22 protein-coding genes are annotated in these 20,884 nt (G+C 71.4%); 10 read left to right on the top strand and 12 right to left on the bottom strand.

The features are described from left to right. Positions 1-94 precede the first annotated feature (94 nt). The 4 genes from ACXNSR_RS24880 to ACXNSR_RS24865 form a co-directional block, all read right to left on the bottom strand. Positions 95-1,792 (bottom strand): relaxase/mobilization nuclease domain-containing protein, encoded by a 1,698-nt coding sequence (locus tag ACXNSR_RS24880; protein ID WP_458637672.1) that lies wholly within the window; start codon positions 1,790-1,792, stop codon positions 95-97. After that, complete coding sequence (locus ACXNSR_RS24875) at positions 1,782-2,357, bottom strand: MobC domain-containing protein (RefSeq protein ID WP_458643383.1); 576 nt, start codon at positions 2,355-2,357, stop codon at positions 1,782-1,784. The genes ACXNSR_RS24880 and ACXNSR_RS24875 overlap by 11 nt, the downstream gene beginning before the upstream one ends. Positions 2,358-2,669: 312 nt before the next feature. After that, on the bottom strand, positions 2,670-3,950 hold the full coding sequence (locus ACXNSR_RS24870) for a DUF3631 domain-containing protein (protein WP_392721552.1): 1,281 nt from the start codon (positions 3,948-3,950) through the stop codon (positions 2,670-2,672). A gap of 520 nt (positions 3,951-4,470) precedes the next feature. After that, entirely contained in the window at positions 4,471-4,665 is a 195-nt protein-coding gene (locus tag ACXNSR_RS24865; protein ID WP_123974439.1) for a helix-turn-helix transcriptional regulator, read from the bottom strand. Between the two features lie 121 nt (positions 4,666-4,786). Here ACXNSR_RS24865 and ACXNSR_RS24860 point away from each other — a divergent pair, with 121 nt between their 5' ends. Then, complete coding sequence (locus ACXNSR_RS24860) at positions 4,787-5,287, top strand: helix-turn-helix transcriptional regulator (protein WP_403312047.1); 501 nt, start codon at positions 4,787-4,789, stop codon at positions 5,285-5,287. A gap of 24 nt (positions 5,288-5,311) precedes the next feature. Continuing rightward, a complete protein-coding gene (locus ACXNSR_RS24855) occupies positions 5,312-6,430 on the top strand; it encodes a tyrosine-type recombinase/integrase (RefSeq protein ID WP_392721549.1) in 1,119 nt (372 codons plus the stop codon). A gap of 108 nt (positions 6,431-6,538) precedes the next feature. Here the strand turns inward: ACXNSR_RS24855 and ychF are convergent, their stop codons facing one another. Then, positions 6,539-7,627, bottom strand: a complete 1,089-nt coding sequence (ychF, locus tag ACXNSR_RS24850) for a redox-regulated ATPase YchF (protein ID WP_458637671.1) — start codon at positions 7,625-7,627, stop codon at positions 6,539-6,541. 213 nt (positions 7,628-7,840) lie between these two features. Here ychF and ACXNSR_RS24845 point away from each other — a divergent pair, with 213 nt between their 5' ends. Then, on the top strand, positions 7,841-8,284 hold the full coding sequence (locus ACXNSR_RS24845) for a DUF6542 domain-containing protein (protein WP_458637670.1): 444 nt from the start codon (positions 7,841-7,843) through the stop codon (positions 8,282-8,284). 9 nt (positions 8,285-8,293) lie between these two features. On the opposite strand, the gene ppgK is transcribed toward ACXNSR_RS24845, so the two are convergent. Together ppgK and ACXNSR_RS24835 are read right to left on the bottom strand one after the other, a co-directional pair. After that, positions 8,294-9,049 (bottom strand): polyphosphate--glucose phosphotransferase, encoded by a 756-nt coding sequence (ppgK, locus tag ACXNSR_RS24840; protein ID WP_458637669.1) that lies wholly within the window; start codon positions 9,047-9,049, stop codon positions 8,294-8,296. A gap of 21 nt (positions 9,050-9,070) precedes the next feature. Next, positions 9,071-10,075: a 4-hydroxy-3-methylbut-2-enyl diphosphate reductase gene (locus ACXNSR_RS24835; RefSeq protein WP_046775937.1), complete on the bottom strand. Its 1,005-nt coding sequence runs from the start codon at positions 10,073-10,075 to the stop codon at positions 9,071-9,073. A gap of 96 nt (positions 10,076-10,171) precedes the next feature. Here ACXNSR_RS24835 and ACXNSR_RS24830 point away from each other — a divergent pair, with 96 nt between their 5' ends. The 4 genes from ACXNSR_RS24830 to ACXNSR_RS24815 all read left to right on the top strand — a co-directional run bounded on the left by ACXNSR_RS24830 (position 10,172) and on the right by ACXNSR_RS24815 (position 13,872). Beyond that, the gene (locus ACXNSR_RS24830) at positions 10,172-11,551 is read left to right on the top strand and encodes an APC family permease (protein ID WP_458637668.1); all 1,380 of its coding nucleotides are present in this window, start codon (positions 10,172-10,174) and stop codon (positions 11,549-11,551) included. Positions 11,552-11,584: 33 nt separating this feature from the next. Continuing rightward, the gene (xseA, locus tag ACXNSR_RS24825; protein ID WP_458637667.1) at positions 11,585-12,856 is read left to right on the top strand and encodes an exodeoxyribonuclease VII large subunit; all 1,272 of its coding nucleotides are present in this window, start codon (positions 11,585-11,587) and stop codon (positions 12,854-12,856) included. Positions 12,857-12,910: 54 nt separating this feature from the next. Continuing rightward, a complete protein-coding gene (locus tag ACXNSR_RS24820; protein WP_030385819.1) occupies positions 12,911-13,129 on the top strand; it encodes an exodeoxyribonuclease VII small subunit in 219 nt (72 codons plus the stop codon). Positions 13,130-13,278: 149 nt separating this feature from the next. Further along, positions 13,279-13,872 carry a malonic semialdehyde reductase gene (locus ACXNSR_RS24815; RefSeq protein WP_458637666.1) on the top strand — a complete coding sequence of 198 codons (594 nt, stop codon included), beginning with the start codon at positions 13,279-13,281 and terminating at the stop codon, positions 13,870-13,872. Between the two features lie 176 nt (positions 13,873-14,048). Here the strand turns inward: ACXNSR_RS24815 and ACXNSR_RS24810 are convergent, their stop codons facing one another. After that, positions 14,049-14,567: a DUF4245 domain-containing protein gene (locus tag ACXNSR_RS24810; protein ID WP_458643382.1), complete on the bottom strand. Its 519-nt coding sequence runs from the start codon at positions 14,565-14,567 to the stop codon at positions 14,049-14,051. A 305-nt stretch (positions 14,568-14,872) separates the two neighbouring features. Here ACXNSR_RS24810 and glpX point away from each other — a divergent pair, with 305 nt between their 5' ends. After that, positions 14,873-15,904, top strand: a complete 1,032-nt coding sequence (gene glpX / locus ACXNSR_RS24805) for a class II fructose-bisphosphatase (RefSeq protein WP_030011229.1) — start codon at positions 14,873-14,875, stop codon at positions 15,902-15,904. Positions 15,905-16,018: 114 nt separating this feature from the next. Here glpX and ACXNSR_RS24800 read toward each other — a convergent pair whose 3' ends face one another. The 3 genes from ACXNSR_RS24800 to ACXNSR_RS24790 all read right to left on the bottom strand — a co-directional run bounded on the left by ACXNSR_RS24800 (position 16,019) and on the right by ACXNSR_RS24790 (position 17,923). Then, positions 16,019-16,417 carry a WhiB family transcriptional regulator gene (locus tag ACXNSR_RS24800; RefSeq protein ID WP_375137951.1) on the bottom strand — a complete coding sequence of 133 codons (399 nt, stop codon included), beginning with the start codon at positions 16,415-16,417 and terminating at the stop codon, positions 16,019-16,021. Between the two features lie 132 nt (positions 16,418-16,549). Next, positions 16,550-17,149, bottom strand: a complete 600-nt coding sequence (locus ACXNSR_RS24795; protein ID WP_458637665.1) for a TIGR03086 family metal-binding protein — start codon at positions 17,147-17,149, stop codon at positions 16,550-16,552. 78 nt (positions 17,150-17,227) lie between these two features. Then, on the bottom strand, positions 17,228-17,923 hold the full coding sequence (locus ACXNSR_RS24790; protein ID WP_458637664.1) for a DUF1707 SHOCT-like domain-containing protein: 696 nt from the start codon (positions 17,921-17,923) through the stop codon (positions 17,228-17,230). Positions 17,924-18,073: 150 nt separating this feature from the next. On the opposite strand from ACXNSR_RS24790, the gene ACXNSR_RS24785 reads away from it, so the two are divergent. Then, complete coding sequence (locus ACXNSR_RS24785; RefSeq protein ID WP_458637663.1) at positions 18,074-19,738, top strand: fumarate hydratase; 1,665 nt, start codon at positions 18,074-18,076, stop codon at positions 19,736-19,738. A 148-nt stretch (positions 19,739-19,886) separates the two neighbouring features. After that, positions 19,887-20,510, top strand: a complete 624-nt coding sequence (locus tag ACXNSR_RS24780) for a hypothetical protein (RefSeq protein WP_458637662.1) — start codon at positions 19,887-19,889, stop codon at positions 20,508-20,510. Here the strand turns inward: ACXNSR_RS24780 and ACXNSR_RS24775 are convergent. Next, positions 20,467-20,883 carry a hypothetical protein gene (locus ACXNSR_RS24775; protein ID WP_458637661.1) on the bottom strand — a complete coding sequence of 139 codons (417 nt, stop codon included), beginning with the start codon at positions 20,881-20,883 and terminating at the stop codon, positions 20,467-20,469. The two genes, ACXNSR_RS24780 and ACXNSR_RS24775, sit on opposite strands and share 44 nt — an antisense overlap. Between the last annotated feature and the right edge of the window lies 1 nt (position 20,884).

The raw sequence follows: 20,884 nt of genomic DNA, 5'->3' as shown, positions 1-20,884 counted from the left end.
GAAGTGTTCCCTTGGGGAACGTGTCGCACCAGGGTCTGTGCCAGCCTTCGCCGGCCGCACCCTTCGTCGGGAATCTGGCTGGGCGAATCCGGGGTCAGCGGTGTCGACTGCGCTCTTCGGGCCTCGTGGCCATTGGCGTGGCCGGAGGGTGTGGCGTGGCGGACATGGACGGCGTTCCGCTGATGGTGCTTCGGCTGCTAGCTGCTTGCGTCCGCCGGTTCGGTTGAGCGGTGATGTGCCAGTTGAGGACCTCGGCGGGGTGCTCGGCGCTGTCGAGTTCCCGCTGGGTGCCCACCTCGGCCAGGAGGCGTCGGGGGTTGTGGCCGGCGGTCTCAGCTTGGGCGAGGGTTGTGGTCAGGGCGGTCCAAGTGGGGTCGGCGAAGATCCGGTCGGCGTGGTCGGGGAGGGCCGCACGAATGTCCTGCTCGAAGCGGCTGGCGGTTGCGGCTCGTGGTGCGCGGCGGGCCAGGTCCGCCAAGACGGGTGTGGCGGCCTGCTGGTAGCCCGCCTGGAGGTGGCGGAAGGCTTCTTCGGCCGCAGCGGCCTGTTGTTCGTGGCCGTGCTGCTCGTGCCACTTGGCGGCGGCGCGGGCCAGGTGCACGGTGGCGAAGAGCAGGGCGATGGCGAGTCCGCCCGGCTCGCTGGAGGCGTAGGCGAGTTCCTTGGCGGCCTTGCGCAGGGCGGTGGCGGCCTGGTGGTCGGCGCGGGTGGCGGAGCGGCGGGCGCGGTTGAACGCCATCGCCGCCGCCCGCAGTTCCGCCCGGTGGGGGCCGGTCGTGGCACTGGCGATGTTGTACAGGGCGTCGCCGAAGGCTGCCAGGTGGCCCTGGGCGGCGGCATCGTCACCGGCGTCGAGTACGGTGCGGGCCGCGTGGATGGCGGTGGTGGTGTGGCGCCACGGCTCGGCAGGGTCCGGCATATACCGGGGGTGGTCGGCCACCTTCTGGTCGGGGAGGCGTTCGCGTAGGCGGTTGATGGAGAGGTCGGGGGCGAGTTTGGAGCCGCCGTACCAGACGGGTTCGCCGGCTGCGTTGGTGTCGCCGGGTGCGGCGAGGCTGTAGCCGATCACGTCGCCGGTCTCGGGGCCGAGGCGTGTTTTGACCTTGATGCCGAGGGACTGCAGCACGGTGAAGTAGTCGGCTTCGTTGTGTACGGCGGCGGCGACCGCGTACGCCTGTTCGCGCAGCCAGTGCCGTGCTGTGACCGTCTGGCCCTGGCGTTCCGCCTTGGCGCGTTCGGCGCCAGTGGGGGTGCGGGGCGCGGTGAGGTCGCCGGACTTCAGGCGGCGCAGGCCGAACTCGGCTTCGATCTTGCGGCACTCGGCTTGGGCCCGCTGTCCGTCGTGGTGGGTGCGCGGGCGGCGCCCGTCGGCGCGGACGGTGGTGGCCATGATGTGGATGTGGTCGTCGGCGTGGCGCACGGCGATCCACCGGCATGCCTTCTCGTCGCCTTCGGGGGCGATGCCTGTGGCGTGAACGATGCGGCGGGCGACCTCGGCCCACTCGGCGTCGGTGAGGTAGCGGTCGCCGGGCGCGGTGCGGACCGGGCAGTGCCAGACGTGCTGGGGTGGTTTCTTGCCGCCCAGCTCGCGGGTGCGCAGGTCGACGTGGTGGTCGAGGCGCTTGGAGAGCTGGGAGTAGGTGGCTGCCGGGTCGCGGCCGGGGTCGGGGGCGCCGGCCATGTCCCAGGCGGCGACGATGTGCGGGTTGGTGTGTTCGTCTCGGCGGCCGGGGCCGAAGAGGTAGGCGATCAGTCCGCGGGTGTCGGAGCCGGTGGAGACGTCAGGAACCATGTGCGGTGCCTTCCGTCAGGAGCTGGTCGATCAGTCGGTAGCTGTTCTCGGCGGCTTGCTCGACGCGGTCCAGTACCGCCTCGGCGCGTTCGGGCACGGTTCCTCGGTGGATGGCTGCGGTGATCTGGTTGAGATTGCCACCGATGCGGTTCAGCGCGACCGTGTGCGCCTCGACAGCCTCGATCAGCGGGCGGACCGGGTCGTCCTCCGGGCTGCCGACCAGCCCCGCCTTGCCCAGGGCGACGGCCAAGGCGGCGTCCCCGACGAATCCAGCGAACTTCTGGCCGCGCTGGTGAGCGGCGGCGCTGATCACGCTCACAGCGGTCCGCGTGAAGCGGATGGTCTTCTCCTGGTCGCGCTTCTCCACCGTCCGCTTGCGGTTCATCAGCGCGGGCAGGACGGGGGCATCGAGATCCCGCCAGGAGAGCTGCTCGACCGGCGGTGGGATATCGGTCGGCATCTGAGGGCGAGGGGCGACGGAGTCGGCTGCGGGCGGGCAGCCGGTCTCGGCTGCACCCTCCTCCGGCTCGGGCGCCCCCTGGCGCTCGGCCTTCTCCTCCGCCACCCCTGGGGCGGGGGCAAGCGCGGACGAAGCCTCGTTAGAGGCTCGTTCGCTCCAGCTTGCTGCTGATCGGCGGGTCAGGCCGAAGAATCCCTTGCGGCGGCGGGTGGGGGAGTTGTCGGTGCTCGTTTCGGGCATGGTGGTGCTCCGGTCGTGTGGGGTGGGGCTTCGTCACGTCCGTTGCATCCGTCCCGTAGCTGGTCAGGACAGGTACGGAGGCTGTCGCAGGTACGGAGTGATCCGTATCGGCGAGGAACTCCGTCCCCGCGCTGACCTGCGCGGGGACGGATGCGACGGATCGGTACGGAGCTGGGGTCAGCGAGTGGGCTTGGGGCCGGCAGGTCCGTCGGGCGGGCCGATGGGCAGCGTCCCGGACGGAGGGGCCGGTGGCTTGCCCTGGGCTCGACGTGCGAGCGCGGCCTCGCCGGCTGTGGGTGCCGGTGGGGCGGGGGCGGGGCAGTAGCGGGCCCAGGCGTCGAGGAACTGGTTACGGGCGTACGCCTTGGCCTGCCTGCCGTTCTCGAAGCGGTGGTTGGCCGGGCTGATGCCGAAGTCGCGCAGCAGGTTGGCCAGGTGGTAGGCGTTCAGGCCCTTGGTGCCGTGCTCGGCCCACGGTGCCTCGGCATCCTGGAGGAGGGAGGCGAGCAGGTCGTGGCTGCGCAGCGCTTCCTGGTCGCCGTGTTGCTCGAAGGCGCGGCGGATGTCCCGGAGCAGCCGGGTCTTCAGCGTCGTCTGTTCGTCCTGGACCAGCTCGGTGCGGGTCATCGCCAGGCAGGCGGCGCGGGCCTGGGCGGGCCAGTGGCCGCCGGCCAGGTCGGCGACGATGACCAGGGGCTCCCAGGTGTCCGCGGCCCGGTCCTCGACCGGCATCGGTGGCACCAGCCGGTGAGCTGCCCCGCGCAGTGGGGTCAGCCACGCGGCCAGTCGGTCGCGCAGCGCGTTCAGTTCCGGGACGGAGTGCCGGGAGCGGAAGGGAGCGACCTTCTCGCCGGGCTTGCGCTTCTGCATGCGGAGCACGACGGCGCGATCCATGATCGTGTCCGGCAGGTCGCCGATGCCTGCCAGCGCGGCCATGGCAAAGGTCGGGAACGCGGTCGGCTTGTGCTCCGGGCCGGATATCCGCCAGGCAGGGCGGTTGCGCTGGTGTCCGGCGTTCAGCAGGCCACGCAGGTCCTCCTTGTCGCCCGCCTTCGGGCCGAAAATGGTGTCGGCCTCGTCCACCAGCAGCGTCGGCGGGTCCTCGCCGATGATCCGGAAGACCACCGCCGGCGAGGTGTTCACCGTCATCATCGGCTTGTGCACGGTCTCGTGGAGCACGTCCAGGACGCGGGACTTTCCGCATCCCTTGGTCGGTCCCACCACCGCCAGGCGCGGTGCGTGCTGGAGGGCGGGCTGGATGTGGGAGGCCGCCACCCACAAGGTGACCGCCGTCAGTGCCTCCTCGCTCGGCAGTACGACGTACCGGCCGATCGCGGCACGCAGCTCGTCCAGCACGACGGTCCCGGCCTGGTCCCGGTATGCATTGAGGCTGGCACTCTCGCGGTCCCCAGTTCCCGGTCCGGGTTCGGGGACCGTCCCCGGAGCACCGTGGTCCACCGGGACCGGCGGTCCGGGTTCGCCGGCCGACCGACCGGAACCCTCCGCCCGGTCCTCGGCTTCCGGACCGGGTCCGCGGTCCGGGTTTCCGGTCCGGTCCGATAGGCCGTTGAGCTGCGCGTTCTCCGTCGGTCCGGGTTCCTGGTCCGGGTTGACCGGAACTCCGGTCCGGGTTCCGGTCGCGGACCGGTCCGGTTCCGGACCGACCGGACCAGCAGCACGGTCCGGTCGGTCTCCGGTCCCCGGAGAGGCGGACCGGACGTCCGCTCGGTCTGGGCCGAGCCACGGGATGCCCTGGCCGGGGACCGCAGCGGCAGGCCAGACGACCTTGTGGGATGTGTTCGAGGTGGAGGGGGACGTAGAGTCCTCCATCGACGTTCCTCTCAGGTGAAGGACGGGACGGGCAAGGTCCCGCCCCTCACCGGTTCGTTCGTTCAGGGATGGGCGACGTGCAGGGGAATCTCCGGCCCTCGGCGTTGGCGCGCCGGGGGCCGTTGCTGTGTCTGGGCCTGTCGGTGGCTCACGAGGCCAGGCCCCATTCCTCCTGGCCGTCGATCAGGGTGCGCTCGTAGCGCAGCAGCTCGGCCTCGGGGTACAGCACCCGCTTCCCGACCTTGATGCCGCGTGGCCCCTTCTGGATGTGGCGCCAGTAGCGGACGGTGCTCTCGGCTGTGCGGTAGCGCTCGGCGACCTCGGCGGTGGTCAGGTATCGCATGCATTCCCATTCGGCTAGGTTGTGATTCGATCTGCATAAAGTTGTACCCCAGGATCGGCGGTTACCCAAATCGGGAAGCCCATGTTTCAATTGGGATAGCGACGGTGACCATGGAGGTTCGATGGCAGGCGACAGGCCCGAGGGCGGCGAGGTGCCGCTGCTCTACAGCGAGGGGAATGTGGCCGCGCGTGTGGCCCTGGAGCGCGAGGTCAGAGGGTGGAGCACGACCGAGCTGGCGGAGCGGGTGACCAGAGCCGGTGTCAAGATGAACCAGACAGCCGTCTGGCGCATCGAGAACGGCACCCCCCGCCGGCGCATCAACCTCGACGAGGCTCTCGCTTTCACCCGCGTCTTCGAACTCCCCCTCGAAGAGCTCATGTCACCGCCCCTGGAAGGGCTCGACATCGACAGCCGGCGCCTCGTCCAAGAAGCCGTCGAGGCGTTCTACGAGACCCGCGACGCACGAGACCGGCTTCATCGCGCCGTGGTCGCCATCGCCGACCACATCAAAGCCCACCCCGACAGCTCGCGGGCCATCCACGAGCAGTGCCTCCGCCTCATGGGCGACGAGCGGGACGCTCGCACCCTCAGCAGTGACATCGAGGACGGCGGCCACTACTGACAACCGACACGAAGGAGAGGCCACTTGGCCAACATCCAGAAGCGCCCCAACGGCAAATGGCGGGCCCGCTACCGCGATCTCGACGGTAAGGAACACGCCCGCCACTTCGACCGCAAGATCGACGCCCAGCGGTGGATCGACGAGGTCACGGCCAGCCTGGTCACCGGTCAGTACGTCGACCCGCGATCGGCGAAGAAGCCCTTCAAGGAGTACGCGGAGGAATGGCGGGCCATCCAGCCTCACCGGCCTTCCACGGCCAAGGCGGTGGCCCAGCACCTGCGCTGCTACGTCTACCCGGCCTGGGAGAAGCGGGCACTCGGCGCAATCAAGCCCGGCGACGTACAAAGCTGGGTCACCAGCCTGACCACCACGCACAGGCTGGCCGCCAGCACCTCACGGACGGTCTTCAACACGGTCAACGCCGTGTTCCGGGCGGCCGTCCGTGACCGGATGATCCCTCACAACCCGTGCGCCGAGGCGAAGCTTCCCTCGGTGCCACGGAAGAAGATCGTGCCCCTGGCCGTCGAGCAGGTGCGGACGCTGTCCGAGGAGATACCCGCCCGCTACAAGGGCCTCGTGCTACTCGGCGCGGCCACCGGGCTCCGCCCCGGCGAGCTCTTCGGCCTCCAGCTCCGGCACGTGGACCTACTGCACGCGACCGTCTCGGTCGAGCAGCAGATCCAGCAGACCGCCAAGCACGGCGTGTACGTCTGCCCGCCCAAGACCGCTCGCTCGCACCGCGCGGTCCCGCTCCCCCGCATGGCGGTGGACGCGATGAAGGCCCACCTGCGGGACTTCCCCGCCGATGGACCCGAGGGCTGGATCTTCACGGCGCCGCAAGGCGGACCCGTGGTCTACACGCACTTCATGGATGGGTCCTGGCGGCCCGCCTGCGCGAAGGCCGGCATAGCGAAGGGCACCGGACCCCACGCTCTCCGGCATCACTACGCCAGCCTGCTGATCAAGCACGGCGAGTCTGTGAAGACCGTCTCCGAGCGCCTCGGCCACACCAACGCGGCCATGACGCTGAACATCTACACCCACCTGTGGCCCGACTCCGAGGAGCGGACCCGGGCCGCCGTCGACAAGGCGTACGCGGACCAGTCCGCCGAGGCTCAGCCGCAGGTCGACGAAGCGGCGTAACTGTTCTCCCGCGTGCCGGACCCCTCCAGCACGCTGCGGACTCCATACGGACCGCAAAGGCCGCCCAACCCGCTCCGTCGCAGGTCAGACGGCCTTTCGCCGAACGTATTAGACGTTGAAGCGGAATTCCACCACGTCGCCGTCCTGCATGACGTACTCCTTGCCCTCCATGCGGGCCTTGCCCTTGGCGCGGGCTTCGGCCACCGAGCCGCAGGCGACCAGGTCCGCGAAGGAGATGACCTCGGCCTTGATGAAGCCGCGCTGGAAGTCGGTGTGGATCACGCCGGCCGCCTCGGGGGCCGTGGCGCCCTTCTTGATCGTCCAGGCGCGGGTTTCCTTCGGGCCCGCCGTCAGGTAGGTCTGCAGGCCCAGCGTGTCGAAGCCGACGCGGCCGAGGGTCGCGAGGCCGGGCTCCTCCTGGCCGACCGACTGGAGGAGCTCCAGGGCCTCCTCCTCGTCCAGCTCGGAGAGGTCCTGCTCCAGCTTGGCGTTGAGGAAGATCGCCTCGGCCGGGGCGACGAGCGCGCTCTGCTCGGCCTTGAAGGCGTCGTCCGTCAGCTCGTCCTCGTCCACGTTGAAGACGTAGAGGAAGGGCTTCGTGGTGAGCAGGTGGAGCTCGTGGAGGAGGTCGCCCTGCTCCGTGCCCTTGGTGATGCCCTTCGAGAAGAGGGTGTCGCCCGCTTCGAGGATCTTCTTGGCCTCGACGACGGCCGCGAGGACCGCGACCTTCTCCTTCTGGAGGCGGGACTCCTTCGTCAGGCGCGGTTCGGCCTTCTCGATGGACTGGAGGTCGGCGAGGATCAGCTCGGTGTTGATCGTCTCGATGTCGTCCTTCGGTGAGACCTTGCCGTCGACGTGGACGACGTTCTCGTCCTTGAAGGCCCGGATGACCTGGCAGATGGCGTCCGACTCGCGGATGTTCGCCAGGAACTTGTTGCCCAGGCCCTCACCCTCCGAGGCGCCGCGCACGATGCCCGCGATGTCGACGAAGTCGACCGTCGCCGGGAGGACCTTCGCCGAGCCGAAGATGCCCGCGAGGACGGCCAGGCGCGGGTCCGGGACGCCGACGACGCCGACGTTCGGCTCGATGGTGGCGAACGGGTAGTTGGCCGCCAGCACGTCGTTCTTGGTCAGGGCGTTGAACAGGGTCGACTTGCCGACATTCGGCAGGCCGACGATTCCGATCGTGAGCGACACGTTGGCGACTTCCCGTAGCTGGAGGGGGCGGCGGCCCGGGAGTGGGCCACCGGACAGTTTACTTTCCGATGAGTGGGGGTGGATGTACGCGTGTCCGGGGCCCGATCCGGCCCGCTCCCCGCCTAATTTGGTGGGGTGGAGCAATACAGGACGCGATCGGCCCCTCACCCGCAGCGACCCCCGGCCCAGCGCCAGGGTCCCCGGCCCGCCGCCGTGCCTGCCCAGGCCGGCGGCGGTCCGCGCCGGTCCGCACTCGCGCGGCGGATGCCCCGGCCCCGGCTGACCGGGCTCGGCTGCGGGCTGTTCGCGTGCGCCGCCATGGTGCTGGTGGGCGGGATCTGCTGGCTGCTGTTCGGTTCCTCGCTCTTCGTCTATGGGCTGCTGTTCCTGCCCGTCGCGGCCGCCGCCGCGCTCTGGGTACGGCCCGCCGACCTGATCACCGCGCCGATCGGCGTGCCCATCGCCTTCGCCGCCGGAGTGTGGCCCATCTCGGGCGGCTCCGGCGGCATCGGCGGGCAGCTGATGGGGCTGGTGTCCGCACTGTCCCTGCACGCCGGCTGGCTGTACGCCGGGACGCTGGTCGCCGCGCTGATCGCCGTCGTGCGCAAGGCCGTGCTGATCGGCAGGCGGCGGATGCCCCGCCGCCTCACCCACTGAGTCCGGCCGCTACTCGCCCGCCGCCTTCGCCGCCTTCGCCGCCATCGCCGCTCCCACGATGCCGGCGTTGTTCTGCAGCTTCGCCGGGACGATCTCGGCCCGCACGCCCTCGATCAGCGGCAGGAACTTCTCCGGCTTGCGGCTGACTCCGCCACCGATGATGAAGAGGTCGGGGGAGAACAGCATCTCCACGTGCTGGAGGTACTTCTGCACGCGGTGCGCCCAGCGCTCCCACGTGAGGTCGTGGTCCTCCTTCGCCTTCACCGACGCCCGCGTCTCCGCGTCGTGGCCCTTCAGCTCCAGGTGGCCGAGCTCCGAGTTCGCGACCAGCCGCCCGTCCGTGAACAGGGCGCTGCCGATGCCCGTCCCCAGGGTGAGCAGGAGGACGGTGCCGCCCCGCCCGCGCCCGGCCCCGTACGTCATCTCGGCGACGCCCGCCGCGTCCGCGTCGTTGAGCACCGTGACCGGCTTTCCGCCCACCTCGCGCGCGATCAGCGACGCCGCGTCGACGCCGATCCAGGATTTGTCCATGTTGGCCGCCGTACGGATGACGCCGCCCGTGACCACGCCCGGGAAGGTGACGCCGAGCGGCCCGTCCCACTCGAAGTGGCGCACCACCTCGCCGACGCATCCGGCCACCCCCTCGGGGGTGGCCGGATGCGGTGTCAGTACTTTGTGGCGCTCCTGAGCCAGGTCGCCGCGCTCCAGGTCCACGGGAGCGCCCTTGATCCCGGTTCCGCCGATGTCCACGCCGAAGATCTGCATGGACATACCGTACGAAACGAGTTACTTGTCGGCGACCAGTTCGGCAGCCTCGGCACGCAGGTCGCGGCGGAGCTCCTTGGGCAGGGAGAAGGTGATGTGCTCCTCCGCCGTCTTGACGATCTCCACGTCCGCGTATCCGCGCGCCGCCAGCCACTCCAGGACCTCTTCGACCAGGACCTCCGGCACCGAGGCGCCCGAGGTGAGGCCGACCGTGGTGACGCCCTCCAGCCAGGCCTCGTCGATCTCGCTGGCGAAGTCGACCAGGTACGCGGCCTTGGCGCCGGCGTCCTTGGCGACCTCGACGAGCCGGATCGAGTTCGAGGAGTTCTTCGAGCCGACCACGATGACCAGGTCGGAGTCGGCGCCCATCACCTTGACCGCGGCCTGCCGGTTCGAGGTGGCGTAGCAGATGTCGTCGCTCGGCGGCGAGACCAGCAGCGGGAACTTGGTCTTCAGCGCGTCGACCGTCTCCATGGTCTCGTCGACCGAGAGGGTGGTCTGGGAGAGCCAGACGACCTTGGACTCGTCACGGACGGTGACCTTATCCACGTCGTGCGGGCCGTCGACGATCGTGATGTGGTCCGGGGCCTCGCCGGAGGTGCCGATGACCTCCTCGTGGCCCTCGTGGCCGATGAGGAGGATGTCGAAGTCCTCGTTCGCGTACCGGATGGCTTCCTTGTGCACCTTGGTGACCAGCGGGCAGGTCGCGTCGATCGTCGCGAGCTTGCCGCGCGCCGCCTCCTCGTGGACGACGGGGGCCACACCGTGCGCGGAGAACATCACGATGTTGCCCTCGGGCACCTCCTCCGTCCGCTCGACGAAGATGGCACCCTTCCGCTCCAGCGTCTGGACGACGTACTTGTTGTGCACGATCTCGTGGCGGACGTACACCGGCGCACCGTACTGCTCGAGGGCTTTCTCGACGGCGATCACGGCTCGGTCCACGCCCGCGCAGTAGCCGCGGGGCGCGGCGAGCAGGACACGGCGGGAAGCAGGAGCGGGGGCGGGAGCAGTCATGTGCTCCATCGTACGGGGGTCTCCAGGAGGCCGGGCGTCCCCCGTACGGCACACACTTGCCCGAAAGCCCCCACCGCGAGCACCTGCCCCCACCCCGGAGGACGGATGGCTTCCGTTACGGATCCCGGCGCGGCGGCGCCCACGGCGCTGCGGCGGAGCCTCGGCTTCCGGGATCTGGTCGTCTACGGCCTGTTGTTCATCGCCCCCATGGCCCCGGTCGGGGTCTTCGGCACGCTCGACGCCAAGTCCGGCGGCGCGGTCGCCCTCGTCTACCTCTGCGCGACCGTGGCGATGGCCTTCACGGCCTTCTCCTACGCGCAGATGGTGCGGGTCGCCCCGCAGGCCGGTTCGGTCTTCACGTACGCCCGCAAGGGTCTCGGCGAGGGGCCGGGGCTGATCGCCGGGTGGATGGCGATGCTCGACTACCTGCTGATCCCGGCGGTCGCGTACCTCTTCTCGGGGATCGCGATGAACGCGCTGGTCCCCGAGGTCTCCCGGTGGGTGTGGACGGCCCTGGCCGTCGTGATCACCACCCTGCTGAACCTGTGGGGCGTACGGGCGGCCGCGCGCGTGGGTTTCGCCGTGCTGGCCATGGAGATCGTGGTCCTGCTCGTGTTCCTGGTGGCCGCGGTGACCGTGCTGGTCCAGGGCGGGGCGCGGCGCGGCTGGCTGTCCCCGCTGACCGGCGACGGCTCGCTCGGCTTCAGCACGGCCGCGGTACTGGGCGCGGTGTCGGTCGCGGTCCTGTCCTACCTCGGCTTCGACGCCATCGCCTCCTTCGCCGAGGAGGTGACGGGCGGCTCGGAGCGGGTGGCGCGGGCGGTGCTGTGCTGCCTGGCGCTGGCCGGGGTGCTGTTCGTCGCCCAGAGCTATCTGGCGGCGCTGCTCATGCCCGTGTCCGCGGCGGAGCTGGCGGCCGGGCCTGCGCTGCAGGGACCGGCCTTCTACGACGCGGTGGAGTCCGCGGTCGGCTCCTGGCTGCACGACCTGGTGGCGGTCAGCAAGGCGATCGGGGCGGCCTTCGCGGCGCTGGCCGGGCAGGCGGCGGCCGGCCGGCTGGTGTTCGCGATGGCCCGGGAGCGGCGATTGCCCCGCCTGCTCGCCCGGACCTCGGACGGCACCCCGCGGCCCGCACTGCTGACGGCGGCCGCCATCACGCTGGTCGCGGCCGTGTGGGCGGCCCGGCGCGACGACGGGCTCGACCAGCTGGTGTCGGTGGTGGACGTCGGGGCGCTGGTGGCCTTCACCCTGCTGCACGCCTCGGTGGTGGGCTGGTTCGTGGTCAAGCGGCGCGGGGGCCCGCCGAACTGGTTCGCGCACCTGGTGATGCCGGTGCTGGGCGCGGCCGTGACCGTCGCCGTGATCTTCGAGGCCTCCCGGACGGCGCAACTGGTGGGGGCGGTGTGGCTGGCGGCGGGCCTGGTCGTGCTGCTCGTGCAGCGCGGCCGCCGGGAGGTGCCCCACGACACCGGCACCGGAGCCTGACGCACTGTCGGCGGCGCCGGATAGCCTGCGTGCATGGGTCTGAATACGTCGGCCGAGGCGCCGCTGCCGGTGGGCCAGGTGTCCCGGCTCATCGGGGGCTGGATCGAGCGGCTCGGCCAGGTGTGGGTGGAGGGGCAGATCACGCAGCTCTCGCGGCGGCCGGGAGCGGGGGTGGTCTTCCTGACGCTGCGCGACCCCTCGCACGACATCTCCGTCAGCGTGACCTGCTTCCGCCAGGTCTTCGACGAGGTCGCGGACGTGGTCTCCGAGGGTGCCAGGGTCGTCCTGCTGGCCAAGCCCGAGTGGTACGCCCCGCGCGGGCAGCTGTCCTTGCGGGCCACGGAGATACGGCCGGTCGGCATCGGGGAGCTGCTCGCCCGGCTGGAGCGCCTCAAGCGGTCCCTGGCCTCGGAGGGGCTCTTCGCGCTGGAGCGCAAGAAGCCGCTGCCCTTTCTGCCGCAGCTGATCGGGCTGGTGGTCGGGCGGGCCTCGGCGGCCGAGCGCGACGTCCTGGAGAACGCCCGGCGCCGCTGGCCGGCGGTCCGCTTCGAGGTGCGCAACGTCGCCGTCCAGGGGGTGCACTCGGTGCCCCAGGTGGTCCAGGCGGTCAAGGAGCTCGACGCCCTGGACGAGGTCGACGTGATCATCGTGGCGCGCGGCGGCGGCAGCGTGGAGGACCTGCTGCCCTTCTCCGACGAGGAGGTGGTCCGGACGGTCGCGGCGGCCCGTACCCCGGTGGTGTCGGCGATCGGCCACGAGCCGGACTCCCCGCTGCTGGACCTGGTCGCGGACGTCCGGGCCTCCACGCCCACGGACGCGGCGAAGAAGGTGGTGCCGGACGTCGGTGAGGAGCTGGAGCGCGTACGCCAGCTGCAGGCCCGGGGGCTGCGCGCGGTCGGCGGGCTGCTCGACCGGGAGGAACGGGGCCTCGCGCACGCCCTGGCCCGGCCGGTCTTCGTCCATCCCCAGCGGATGGTGGAGATCCGCGAGGACGAGCTGGACGCCCTGCTGGCCCGGGCCCGGCGCACGCTGGGGCACCTGCTGGACCGGGCCGACTCGGAGCTCGCGCACACCCTCGCCCGGGTGGTGGCGCTGTCCCCGGCCGCGACCCTGGAGCGGGGGTACGCCGTGCTGCAGCGGGCCGACGGCCATGTGGTGCGCTCGCCGCTGGAGGTGGCTCCCCACGACGTGCTGCGCGCGCGGGTGGCGGAGGGCACGTTCTCCGTGGAGGTCTCCGCGCAGCACGCCCCGGAGGCTCGGGAGGTCCCGGACGCCCCGGCGGACGCGGCAGCCGCTTCGGAATAGCGACACACGGCCGCAATCACGTGGTCGCACGACACGCAGAGGATGGATACGGGAATGACAGAGGCCGGAACGGCGCTGGGGTACGAGCAGGCCCGCGACGAGCTCATCGAGGTCGTCCGCAAGCTGGAGGCCGGCGGGACCTCGCTGGAGGACTCGCTCGCGCTCTGGGAGCGCGGCGAGGAGCTGGCGAAGGTGTGCCGGCACTGGCTGGAGGGGGCGCGGGCCCGGCTGGACTCGGCGCTGGCGGCGCGCGAGCCGGCCGAGGAGGAGTGACCGGCGGGTTCGACCGGGGAGGGGCGACCGGCGAGGGGCGACCGGCGAGTGATCCCGGTCACCCGGAGGCCGATTTAGTTGAAAATTCATCTACCTCCGCCGTAGAGTCTGGGACATCGCTTCACCTCCGTATGGAAGAAGGCTTTCCGATGTCTCTCGTTCTTGACTCCGCCGCGCAGGACCTGCTGTTCCGCGAGGCCCGCACGGCCAACTCGTTCACCGACGAGCCGGTCACCGAGGAGCAGGTCCAGGCGATATACGACCTGGTGAAGTTCGGTCCCACCGCCTTCAACCAGACCCCGCTGCGCATCACCCTGGTCCGCTCCCCCGAGGCCCGTGAGCGCCTCGTGAAGCACATGGCCAAGGGCAACGACGCCAAGACCGCCACCGCCCCGCTGGTCGCGATCCTCTCCGCGGACAACGAGTTCCACGAGGAGCTCCCGCAGCTGCTGCCGCACTTCCCGCAGGCCAAGGACGCGTTCTTCTCCGAGCGTCCGGTCCGCGAGCAGTCCGCGCTGCTGAACTCCGCGCTGCAGGCCGCCTACTTCATCATCGGCATCCGCGCCGCCGGCCTGGCCGCGGGCCCGATGACCGGCGCCGACTTCGCCGGCATCCAGAAGGAGTTCCTGGATGCCGACCACACCCCGATCATGGTCATCAACATCGGCAAGCCGGCCGCCGAGGGCGCCTGGTTCGACCGCTCCCCGCGCCTGGGCTTCGACGAGGTCATCACGACCGTCTGACCGGCGCCGCCGCAGCACACGCAGAAGGGCCGTGCGCCCCGGGATCCCGGGGCGCACGGCCCTTCTCGCGTCAGCGCTGCGCGCGGGCGGCGCAGGCGCACGAGGCCCGGCCGCGCCTGCGGGCCCGGGCCCGCACGCCCGGGCCCGCGCCGCCCGCGCTGCCCGCGCCGCGTGGCCTACTTGCCCTGCTTGAACTCCAGCGCCGCCGCGAGCGCGCCGAGCTGCTCGAAGGAGGCCGTGCCCGTCACCACCGTGACGTGGCCCTGGTCCTGCCGCACGAGGGCGTCGTACTTCTCGCCGTCCCAGCGCTCCCAGGTCAGGTCGCCGATCTGCTGCGTCTGCCCGGTGGCCTTCGCGTGCTGGGTGACCTTGGCGAGGTACTTCGCCGAGGTGTCCGTGGACTGCTCCACCGCCGCGTACTGCTGCTCCGGGTCGAGGAAGCCCAGGTGCCAGGCGTCGGCGTTCTTGCGCTCGTACGTCACCGAGGTCGCCCGCCACTGCTCCTGGAGCCCCACGGGGGCCGCCACCGGATACGGGGCCGCGCGCCGGGCCGTCAGGGTTTCCACCCGGTAGTCGACCGTGCGCGTCGGATCGGCCTTGTCGTCATGGGGGACGAAGAGATAGATCCCGGCGACGACGACGCCGATCACCCCCAGCGACCGGACCATGTCCCAGACCGTCTGCTTGCCTTTCATACCTGCCACGGAACCCATCGTCCCGCATCCCGGGGCGGCGATCACCGCCGGGGTCGCGGTGCGGCGCGCCCCGGCGGACCCTGGAGAGTCCGGAGAGTTCCGGAGAGTTCCGGAGAGTCCTGGTGAGCGCCGCGAGGTGCGGCGCGGCGCGGGAAGCCCCGGAGGACCGCAAGACGTCCGCTCAGGACAATCGACTGACCGATATGCCGCTCATACGTGACCCGCCCTGCTCAATATGTCGACGTACCGATAGAGTTCCAGCACCCTCACTTCCCGGCCGTCGCCGTACAGAAAGGTGCGCTCCGATGACCGAGCACAACCTGCCGCCCCAGCTCGAAGTCTCTCCGGAGGCCCCCGACCGCAACCTCGCACTGGAACTCGTCCGGGTGACCGAGGCCGCCGCCATGGCCGCGGGCCGGTGGGTCGGACGCGGTGACAAGATCGGCGCGGACGGTGCCGCGGTCAACGCGATGCGCACCCTGATCTCCACCGTCTCGATGAACGGCGTCGTCGTCATCGGCGAGGGGGAGAAGGACGAGGCCCCCATGCTCTTCAACGGCGAGCGGGTCGGCGACGGCACGGGCGCCGAGGTCGACATCGCCGTGGACCCGATCGACGGCACCACCCTGAACGCCAAGGGCATGCCGAACGCCATCGCCGTCCTGGCGGCCGCCGACCGCGGCACCATGTTCGACCCGTCCGCGGTGTTCTACATGGAGAAGCTCGTCACCGGCCCCGAGGCCGCCGACTTCGTCGACATCAACGCGCCCGTCTCGGTGAACATCCGCCGGGTCGCCAAGGCCAAGAACATGGCCGTCGAGGACGTCACCGTGGTCATCCTGGACCGCCCGCGCCACGAGGGCATCGTCAAGGAGATCCGCGAGACCGGCGCCCGGATCAAGTTCATCTCCGACGGCGACGTCGCGGGCTCGGTCATGGCGGTGCGCGAGGGCACCGGCGTCGACCTGCTCCTCGGCATCGGCGGCACCCCCGAGGGCATCATCTCGGCGTGCGCCATAAAGTGCCTCGGCGGCACCATCCAGGGCAAGCTCTGGCCGAAGGACGAGGCCGAGCGCCAGCGCGCGCTCGACGCCGGTCACGACCTCGACCGCGTCCTGACCACGAACGACCTGGTGTCCGGCGAGAACGTCTTCTTCGTCGCCACCGGCATCACCGACGGCGAGCTGCTGCGCGGCGTCCACTACCGCTCGGAGACCGCGACCACGTCCTCGCTGGTCATGCGCTCGAAGTCGGGCACGATCCGGCGGATCGACTCCACGCACCGCCTGTCGAAGCTGCGCGCGTACAGCGCGATCGACTTCGACCGCGCCCACTAGTCACGGCGTGAGGAAGCGAGAGGGGCGGTCACCGCGTGCGGCGGTACCGCCCCTCTCGCACGTCCACGTCCGGCGTCCGGCGCCCGGGTCCGGCCTCCGCGGCCCGCGGCCGGCTCAGCCCGCCGCGGCGATCGGTCCGGCCCCCGGGGCCTGGCGCAGCTCGGCGGCCCTGCGCCGCATCCGCGCCAGCACCACCCGGCGCTCGGCCGCGGTGAGCCCGCCCCACACCCCGTAGGGCTCGGGCTGGAGCAGCGCGTGCTCCCGGCACGCGACCATCACCGGGCAGCGGGCACAGACGCGCTTGGCTGCCTCCTCGCGGGAGAGCCGGGCCGCGGTCGGCTCCTTGGACGGCGCGAAGAAGAGCCCCGCCTCGTCGCGGCGGCAGACCGCCTCCGCATGCCATGGGCCGTCCTCCGTCCTCGCCGGCACCCGCGGCTTCGGCACGGCGGCAGCACGCCCCGGAAGACTCTGGACGGCGGCTACCTGCAAGGACTGATGCGGCGGATGCGGCACGGTCTACTCCTGACGACGTATACGTGAGCGAGAGACGACGCACCTGTCCCTACCCGCTGTACGCGCCCCTATGCACCGCGCGCCACGGGCCGCCGGGGGATCGTCCGAAACGAGACCCCGCCGGGCGGGCCGTCACGCCACGGGTGCGGCCCATCCGGGATCCCGGCCGAGGAAGGCCAGCAGGCGCGCCGCCGCGCCGTCGTCCGCGCCGGGCGCGAGGGTGAGGGCCGGGCCGTAGGCGAAGCCGCGCAGGGGATCGGTGAGGACGTCGGCGGCCGGGCGCAGGGCGGCGGCCAGCTCATCGGTCAGACCCGGCGGCCGGCCCGTGGCGACGGCGATGTCCCAGGCGTGCACGGCGGCGTCGAGTGCGGCGGCGCCGACGGCCGTCGCGGCCGGTACGGAGAAGGGCGGCAGCGGCACGGCGACCTCGGCGTCGCCGGGGGCGACCCCGGCGAAGGCCTCGGCCGCGGCGGCGAGCGCCGGCTCCAGCAGGCCCGCCGGCGTGCCGGCCAGGGTGCCGGAAGGCGCGAAGGGATCCTCGGCGGGCCCGGACCCGCCGGTCAGGCGGGCGGCGTAGGCCAGCTGGTCGCCCGCGGCGTGCTGGAGGACCTGGGTGACGTTCCACTGCGCGCAGGGGGTCGGAAGGTCCCAGCCGTCGGCGGGCACCCCGGCGACGGCCTCGCGCAGGGTCGCGTACGCCCGGTCGAGCAGTTCCCACTCGGTTGTCGTCATGGTCCGGACCCTAGGGGGTGTCGGTGCGGGCGGGCGGCCGGATTTCGCCGGATCCGCGGCCCCGTCCGGCCCGGGGGCTCAGCCGTCCAGGCGCTTGCGCAGCTTGCGGGCCAGGTCCACCAGGCGGGCGCCCAGCTTGGGCCGGGCCTCGATGTTGCCCAGCAGGGCGAAGCCGCGCACGATCACCACCGGCGCGTGCGGGTCGCTCTCGCCACGGCCCTCGCCGCGCACCTCGAAGTTGCCGAGGACCCCGCTGCCGTAGCCGCGCAGGGTGACGTTCTCCGGGACCAGGACCTCGACGTTGCCGAGGACACAGGTCACGTTGATCTCGGTGACCTGCTGTTCGAAGACCGCCTCGGTGAGGTCGATGTTGATGTCGCCCATGACCGAGATCGCGCGGGTGTGCGCGCCGGGACGCCAGCGGCCCTTGCGCGCGGAGCTGCTGCACACGGCCACTATGGTCTCGGCCGGGCCGCCCGGGGAGGTCGCGGGGGCCGCGTACGCGTACGGGGCACGGACGCCGCCGGGCGCGGGCAGATCCCGTACGAGCACTTCCAGCTCGCCGACGGTCTTGACCGCGTAGAGCGTGTCCAGCCGGTCGGAGTGCTCCTCGGCCGTCAGCCGGCCTTCGGCGAGGGCGTCGCCGAGGATCTGCGCGATCCGGTCCCGGTCCGCGTCGGAGGCGCGCAGCCCGGCGGGGGCGGCGGTCGCGGGAGCGGCGCTCTCGGGGACGGGTGCGGGTGCGGGGGCGGCGGGGTGCTTTTCCAGGTCCACGACGCCCAGCATAGCCAGACACGATAGATCGCGATACTGCCGAGTGAGCCTTACCTCACAGACACGCCCCCGCGGGGAGGTCCTACGCTGGTTAACCGCGCTGCCAATTGGTCGCCAGCGCCGTCTGCCGAGTGAGGAATGACTGCCGTCATGCCAGAGTTTGCGTACACCGACCTGCTGCCCCTGGGCGAGGACACCACCCCGTACCGGCTGGTGACCGCCGAGGGCGTGTCCACCTTCGAGGCGGACGGCCGTACGTTCCTCAAGGTCGAGCCGGAGGCGCTGCGCAAGCTCGCCGAAGAGGCCATCCACGACATCCAGCACTTCCTGCGCCCGGCGCACCTCGCGCAGCTGCGCCGCATCATCGACGACCCCGAGGCCTCCTCGAACGACAAGTTCGTCGCGCTCGACCTCCTGAAGAACGCGAACATCGCGGCGGCCGGCGTCCTGCCGATGTGCCAGGACACGGGCACGGCGATCGTGATGGGCAAGCGCGGCCAGAACGTCCTCACCGAGGGCGGCGACGAGGCGGCCCTCTCCCGCGGCATCTACGACGCGTACACCCGCCTGAACCTGCGCTACTCGCAGATGGCCCCCCTCACCATGTGGGAGGAGAAGAACACCGGCTCGAACCTGCCCGCGCAGATCGAGCTGTACGCGACCGACGGCGGCGCGTACAAGTTCCTCTTCATGGCCAAGGGCGGCGGCTCGGCCAACAAGTCCTTCCTCTACCAGGAGACCAAGGCGGTCCTCAACGAGGCCTCCATGATGAAGTTCCTGGAGGAGAAGATCCGCTCGCTCGGTACGGCGGCCTGCCCGCCCTACCACCTGGCGATCGTGGTCGGCGGCACCTCCGCCGAGCACGCGCTGAAGACCGCCAAGTACGCCTCGGCGCACTACCTGGACGAGCTGCCGCGCGAGGGCTCCCCGCTGGGCCACGGCTTCCGCGACGAGGCCCTGGAGCAGCAGGTCTTCGAGCTGACCCAGAAGATCGGCATCGGCGCGCAGTTCGGCGGCAAGTACTTCTGCCACGACGTCCGCGTCGTGCGCCTCCCCCGGCACGGCGCCTCCCTGCCGGTGGCCATCGCCGTGTCCTGCTCGGCGGACCGCCAGGCCACCGCGAAGATCACCGCCGAGGGCGTCTTCCTGGAGCAGCTGGAGCGCGACCCGGCCCGCTTCCTGCCGGAGACCACCGACGAGCACCTGAACGAGGCCTCGGACGTCGTCTCCATCGACCTGAACCAGCCGATGGACGACATCCTCGCGACCCTCACGCAGCACCCGGTCAAGACCCGTCTGTCGCTGACCGGCCCGCTGGTCGTGGCGCGCGACATCGCGCACGCCAAGATCAAGGAACTGCTGGACTCGGGCGCGGAGATGCCCCAGTACCTCAAGGACCACCCGGTCTACTACGCCGGTCCCGCGAAGACCCCCGAGGGCTACGCGTCGGGCTCCTTCGGCCCGACCACGGCCGGCCGCATGGACTCCTACGTCGAGCAGTTCCAGGCGGCGGGCGGCTCCAAGGTCATGCTGGCCAAGGGCAACCGCTCCCAGCAGGTGACGGACGCGTGCGGCCGGCACGGCGGCTTCTACCTGGGCTCGATCGGCGGCCCGGCGGCGCGCCTGGCCCAGGACTGCATCAAGAAGGTCGAGGTCCTGGAGTACGAGGAGCTCGGCATGGAGGCGGTCTGGAAGATCGAGGTCGAGGACTTCCCGGCCTTCATCGTGGTCGACGACAAGGGCAACGACTTCTTCCAGAACCCGGCCCCGGAGCCGACGTTCACCCACATCCCGGTGCGCGGCCCGGGTCTGTAGCACGACGGCCCGATATGCCTGAGGGCCTCTCCCCCGTTCGGGGGAGAGGCCCTCAGGCATATCCGCCCATCGGCAGATGGCAGGCCGAAGGGCTCCCGGCGAGGCTGTTCCCGTAGCCGAACGGCTGCACTTTCAAAGGGAGTTCACGATGAAGAACCGCAAGCGCGCCCTCGTCCTGGCCGGGACCGCCGCCGCCCTGGCGGCGACGCTGATCGCCGCCGCCCCGGCCCCCGCGGCGCCGGCGCCCGAGGCGGCGGCCGCATCGAGGGTCGCCTCGGTGCACGGCGGCGGGACGGTGGCCTACCCCTACGTCCCGAAGGAGCACGACATCCGCTTCACCGTCGACGCCGACGCCGCCCCGTGGAGCAGGCCCTTCCCGGCCCCGGGCGGGGAGCAGGGCATGCCGGTCGACGCGCGCGGCAAGGTGACCGTCTACCACGCCATGCCCGGCGAGAACTTCACCGCCGTCGCCGAGGCAGAGGTGGACTGCATGGTCACCGGCGGCAGGACGGCCACGGTCACCGCCGTGGTCACGTCCTCGAACGTCGGCTGGGAGGGCAAGCGGATCGGGATCAGCGTCCAGGACGGGGAGCGCGGCGGGCCCGACCGGGTGGGCTTCTCGTGGGGCATCGCCAACGTCGACGTGAAGGCCGACGGCTCGGTGTCCGAGCCCCGCGTGGGCACGTGCATGGCCCCGGCCCCCTTCACCGAGGTCACCAAGGGCGGCTTCAAGGTCGCCCCGGCACCCCTGGCCCCGCGGCCGAAGCCGTAGCCGTAGCCGCCGCGGCCGTCGCGGCCGCCACTGACAGGTACCGGGCCTCAACGGGGGTGGCCCGGTACCCCTCCGTCCGCGCGGCCACGACCTCGGCGATGGTCAGCCCGTACACCCGGCGCAGCAGGGCGATCGGCACCCCGTCGGGCCCGCCGACCGGCAGGTGGACCGATCCCTCCCGGGCGAGGATGCGTTCCCGGACCCACGGCGGCGGGACGCCGCGGCCCCCGTCGCAGGCGTAGACCTCGTTCCGCGGGCAGTGCTGGTACCCCTCCCAGCGCAGCTCTCCGTCCTGGACGAGCTGCCAGTCCTCCTCGACGCAGTCCTCGCAGGGGCCGCAGTGCGTCCACCCGTACATCCGCTGTTCCGCCATC

This window comes from Streptomyces sp. NC-S4 (assembly GCF_054353315.1).
Note: the sequence above shows the minus strand (reverse complement) of the source record. Positions and strands in the feature narration are given on the sequence as shown.

Coding starts and splice junctions, on each gene's coding strand:
- xseA (WP_458637667.1), top strand. CDS start 11,585: ATGGGTCTGAATACGTCGGCCGAGGCGCCGCTGCCGGTGGGCCAGGTG.
- ppgK (WP_458637669.1), bottom strand. CDS start 9,049: ATGCAGATCTTCGGCGTGGACATCGGCGGAACCGGGATCAAGGGCGCT.
- ACXNSR_RS24880 (WP_458637672.1), bottom strand. CDS start 1,792: ATGGTTCCTGACGTCTCCACCGGCTCCGACACCCGCGGACTGATCGCC.
- ACXNSR_RS24785 (WP_458637663.1), top strand. CDS start 18,074: ATGCCAGAGTTTGCGTACACCGACCTGCTGCCCCTGGGCGAGGACACC.
- ACXNSR_RS24810 (WP_458643382.1), bottom strand. CDS start 14,567: ATGAAAGGCAAGCAGACGGTCTGGGACATGGTCCGGTCGCTGGGGGTG.
- ACXNSR_RS24795 (WP_458637665.1), bottom strand. CDS start 17,149: ATGACGACAACCGAGTGGGAACTGCTCGACCGGGCGTACGCGACCCTG.
- ACXNSR_RS24830 (WP_458637668.1), top strand. CDS start 10,172: ATGGCTTCCGTTACGGATCCCGGCGCGGCGGCGCCCACGGCGCTGCGG.
- ACXNSR_RS24860 (WP_403312047.1), top strand. CDS start 4,787: ATGGCAGGCGACAGGCCCGAGGGCGGCGAGGTGCCGCTGCTCTACAGC.
- ACXNSR_RS24820 (WP_030385819.1), top strand. CDS start 12,911: ATGACAGAGGCCGGAACGGCGCTGGGGTACGAGCAGGCCCGCGACGAG.
- ACXNSR_RS24780 (WP_458637662.1), top strand. CDS start 19,887: ATGAAGAACCGCAAGCGCGCCCTCGTCCTGGCCGGGACCGCCGCCGCC.
- ACXNSR_RS24815 (WP_458637666.1), top strand. CDS start 13,279: ATGTCTCTCGTTCTTGACTCCGCCGCGCAGGACCTGCTGTTCCGCGAG.
- ACXNSR_RS24835 (WP_046775937.1), bottom strand. CDS start 10,075: ATGGAGCACATGACTGCTCCCGCCCCCGCTCCTGCTTCCCGCCGTGTC.
- glpX (WP_030011229.1), top strand. CDS start 14,873: ATGACCGAGCACAACCTGCCGCCCCAGCTCGAAGTCTCTCCGGAGGCC.
- ACXNSR_RS24775 (WP_458637661.1), bottom strand. CDS start 20,883: ATGGCGGAACAGCGGATGTACGGGTGGACGCACTGCGGCCCCTGCGAG.
- ACXNSR_RS24865 (WP_123974439.1), bottom strand. CDS start 4,665: ATGCGATACCTGACCACCGCCGAGGTCGCCGAGCGCTACCGCACAGCC.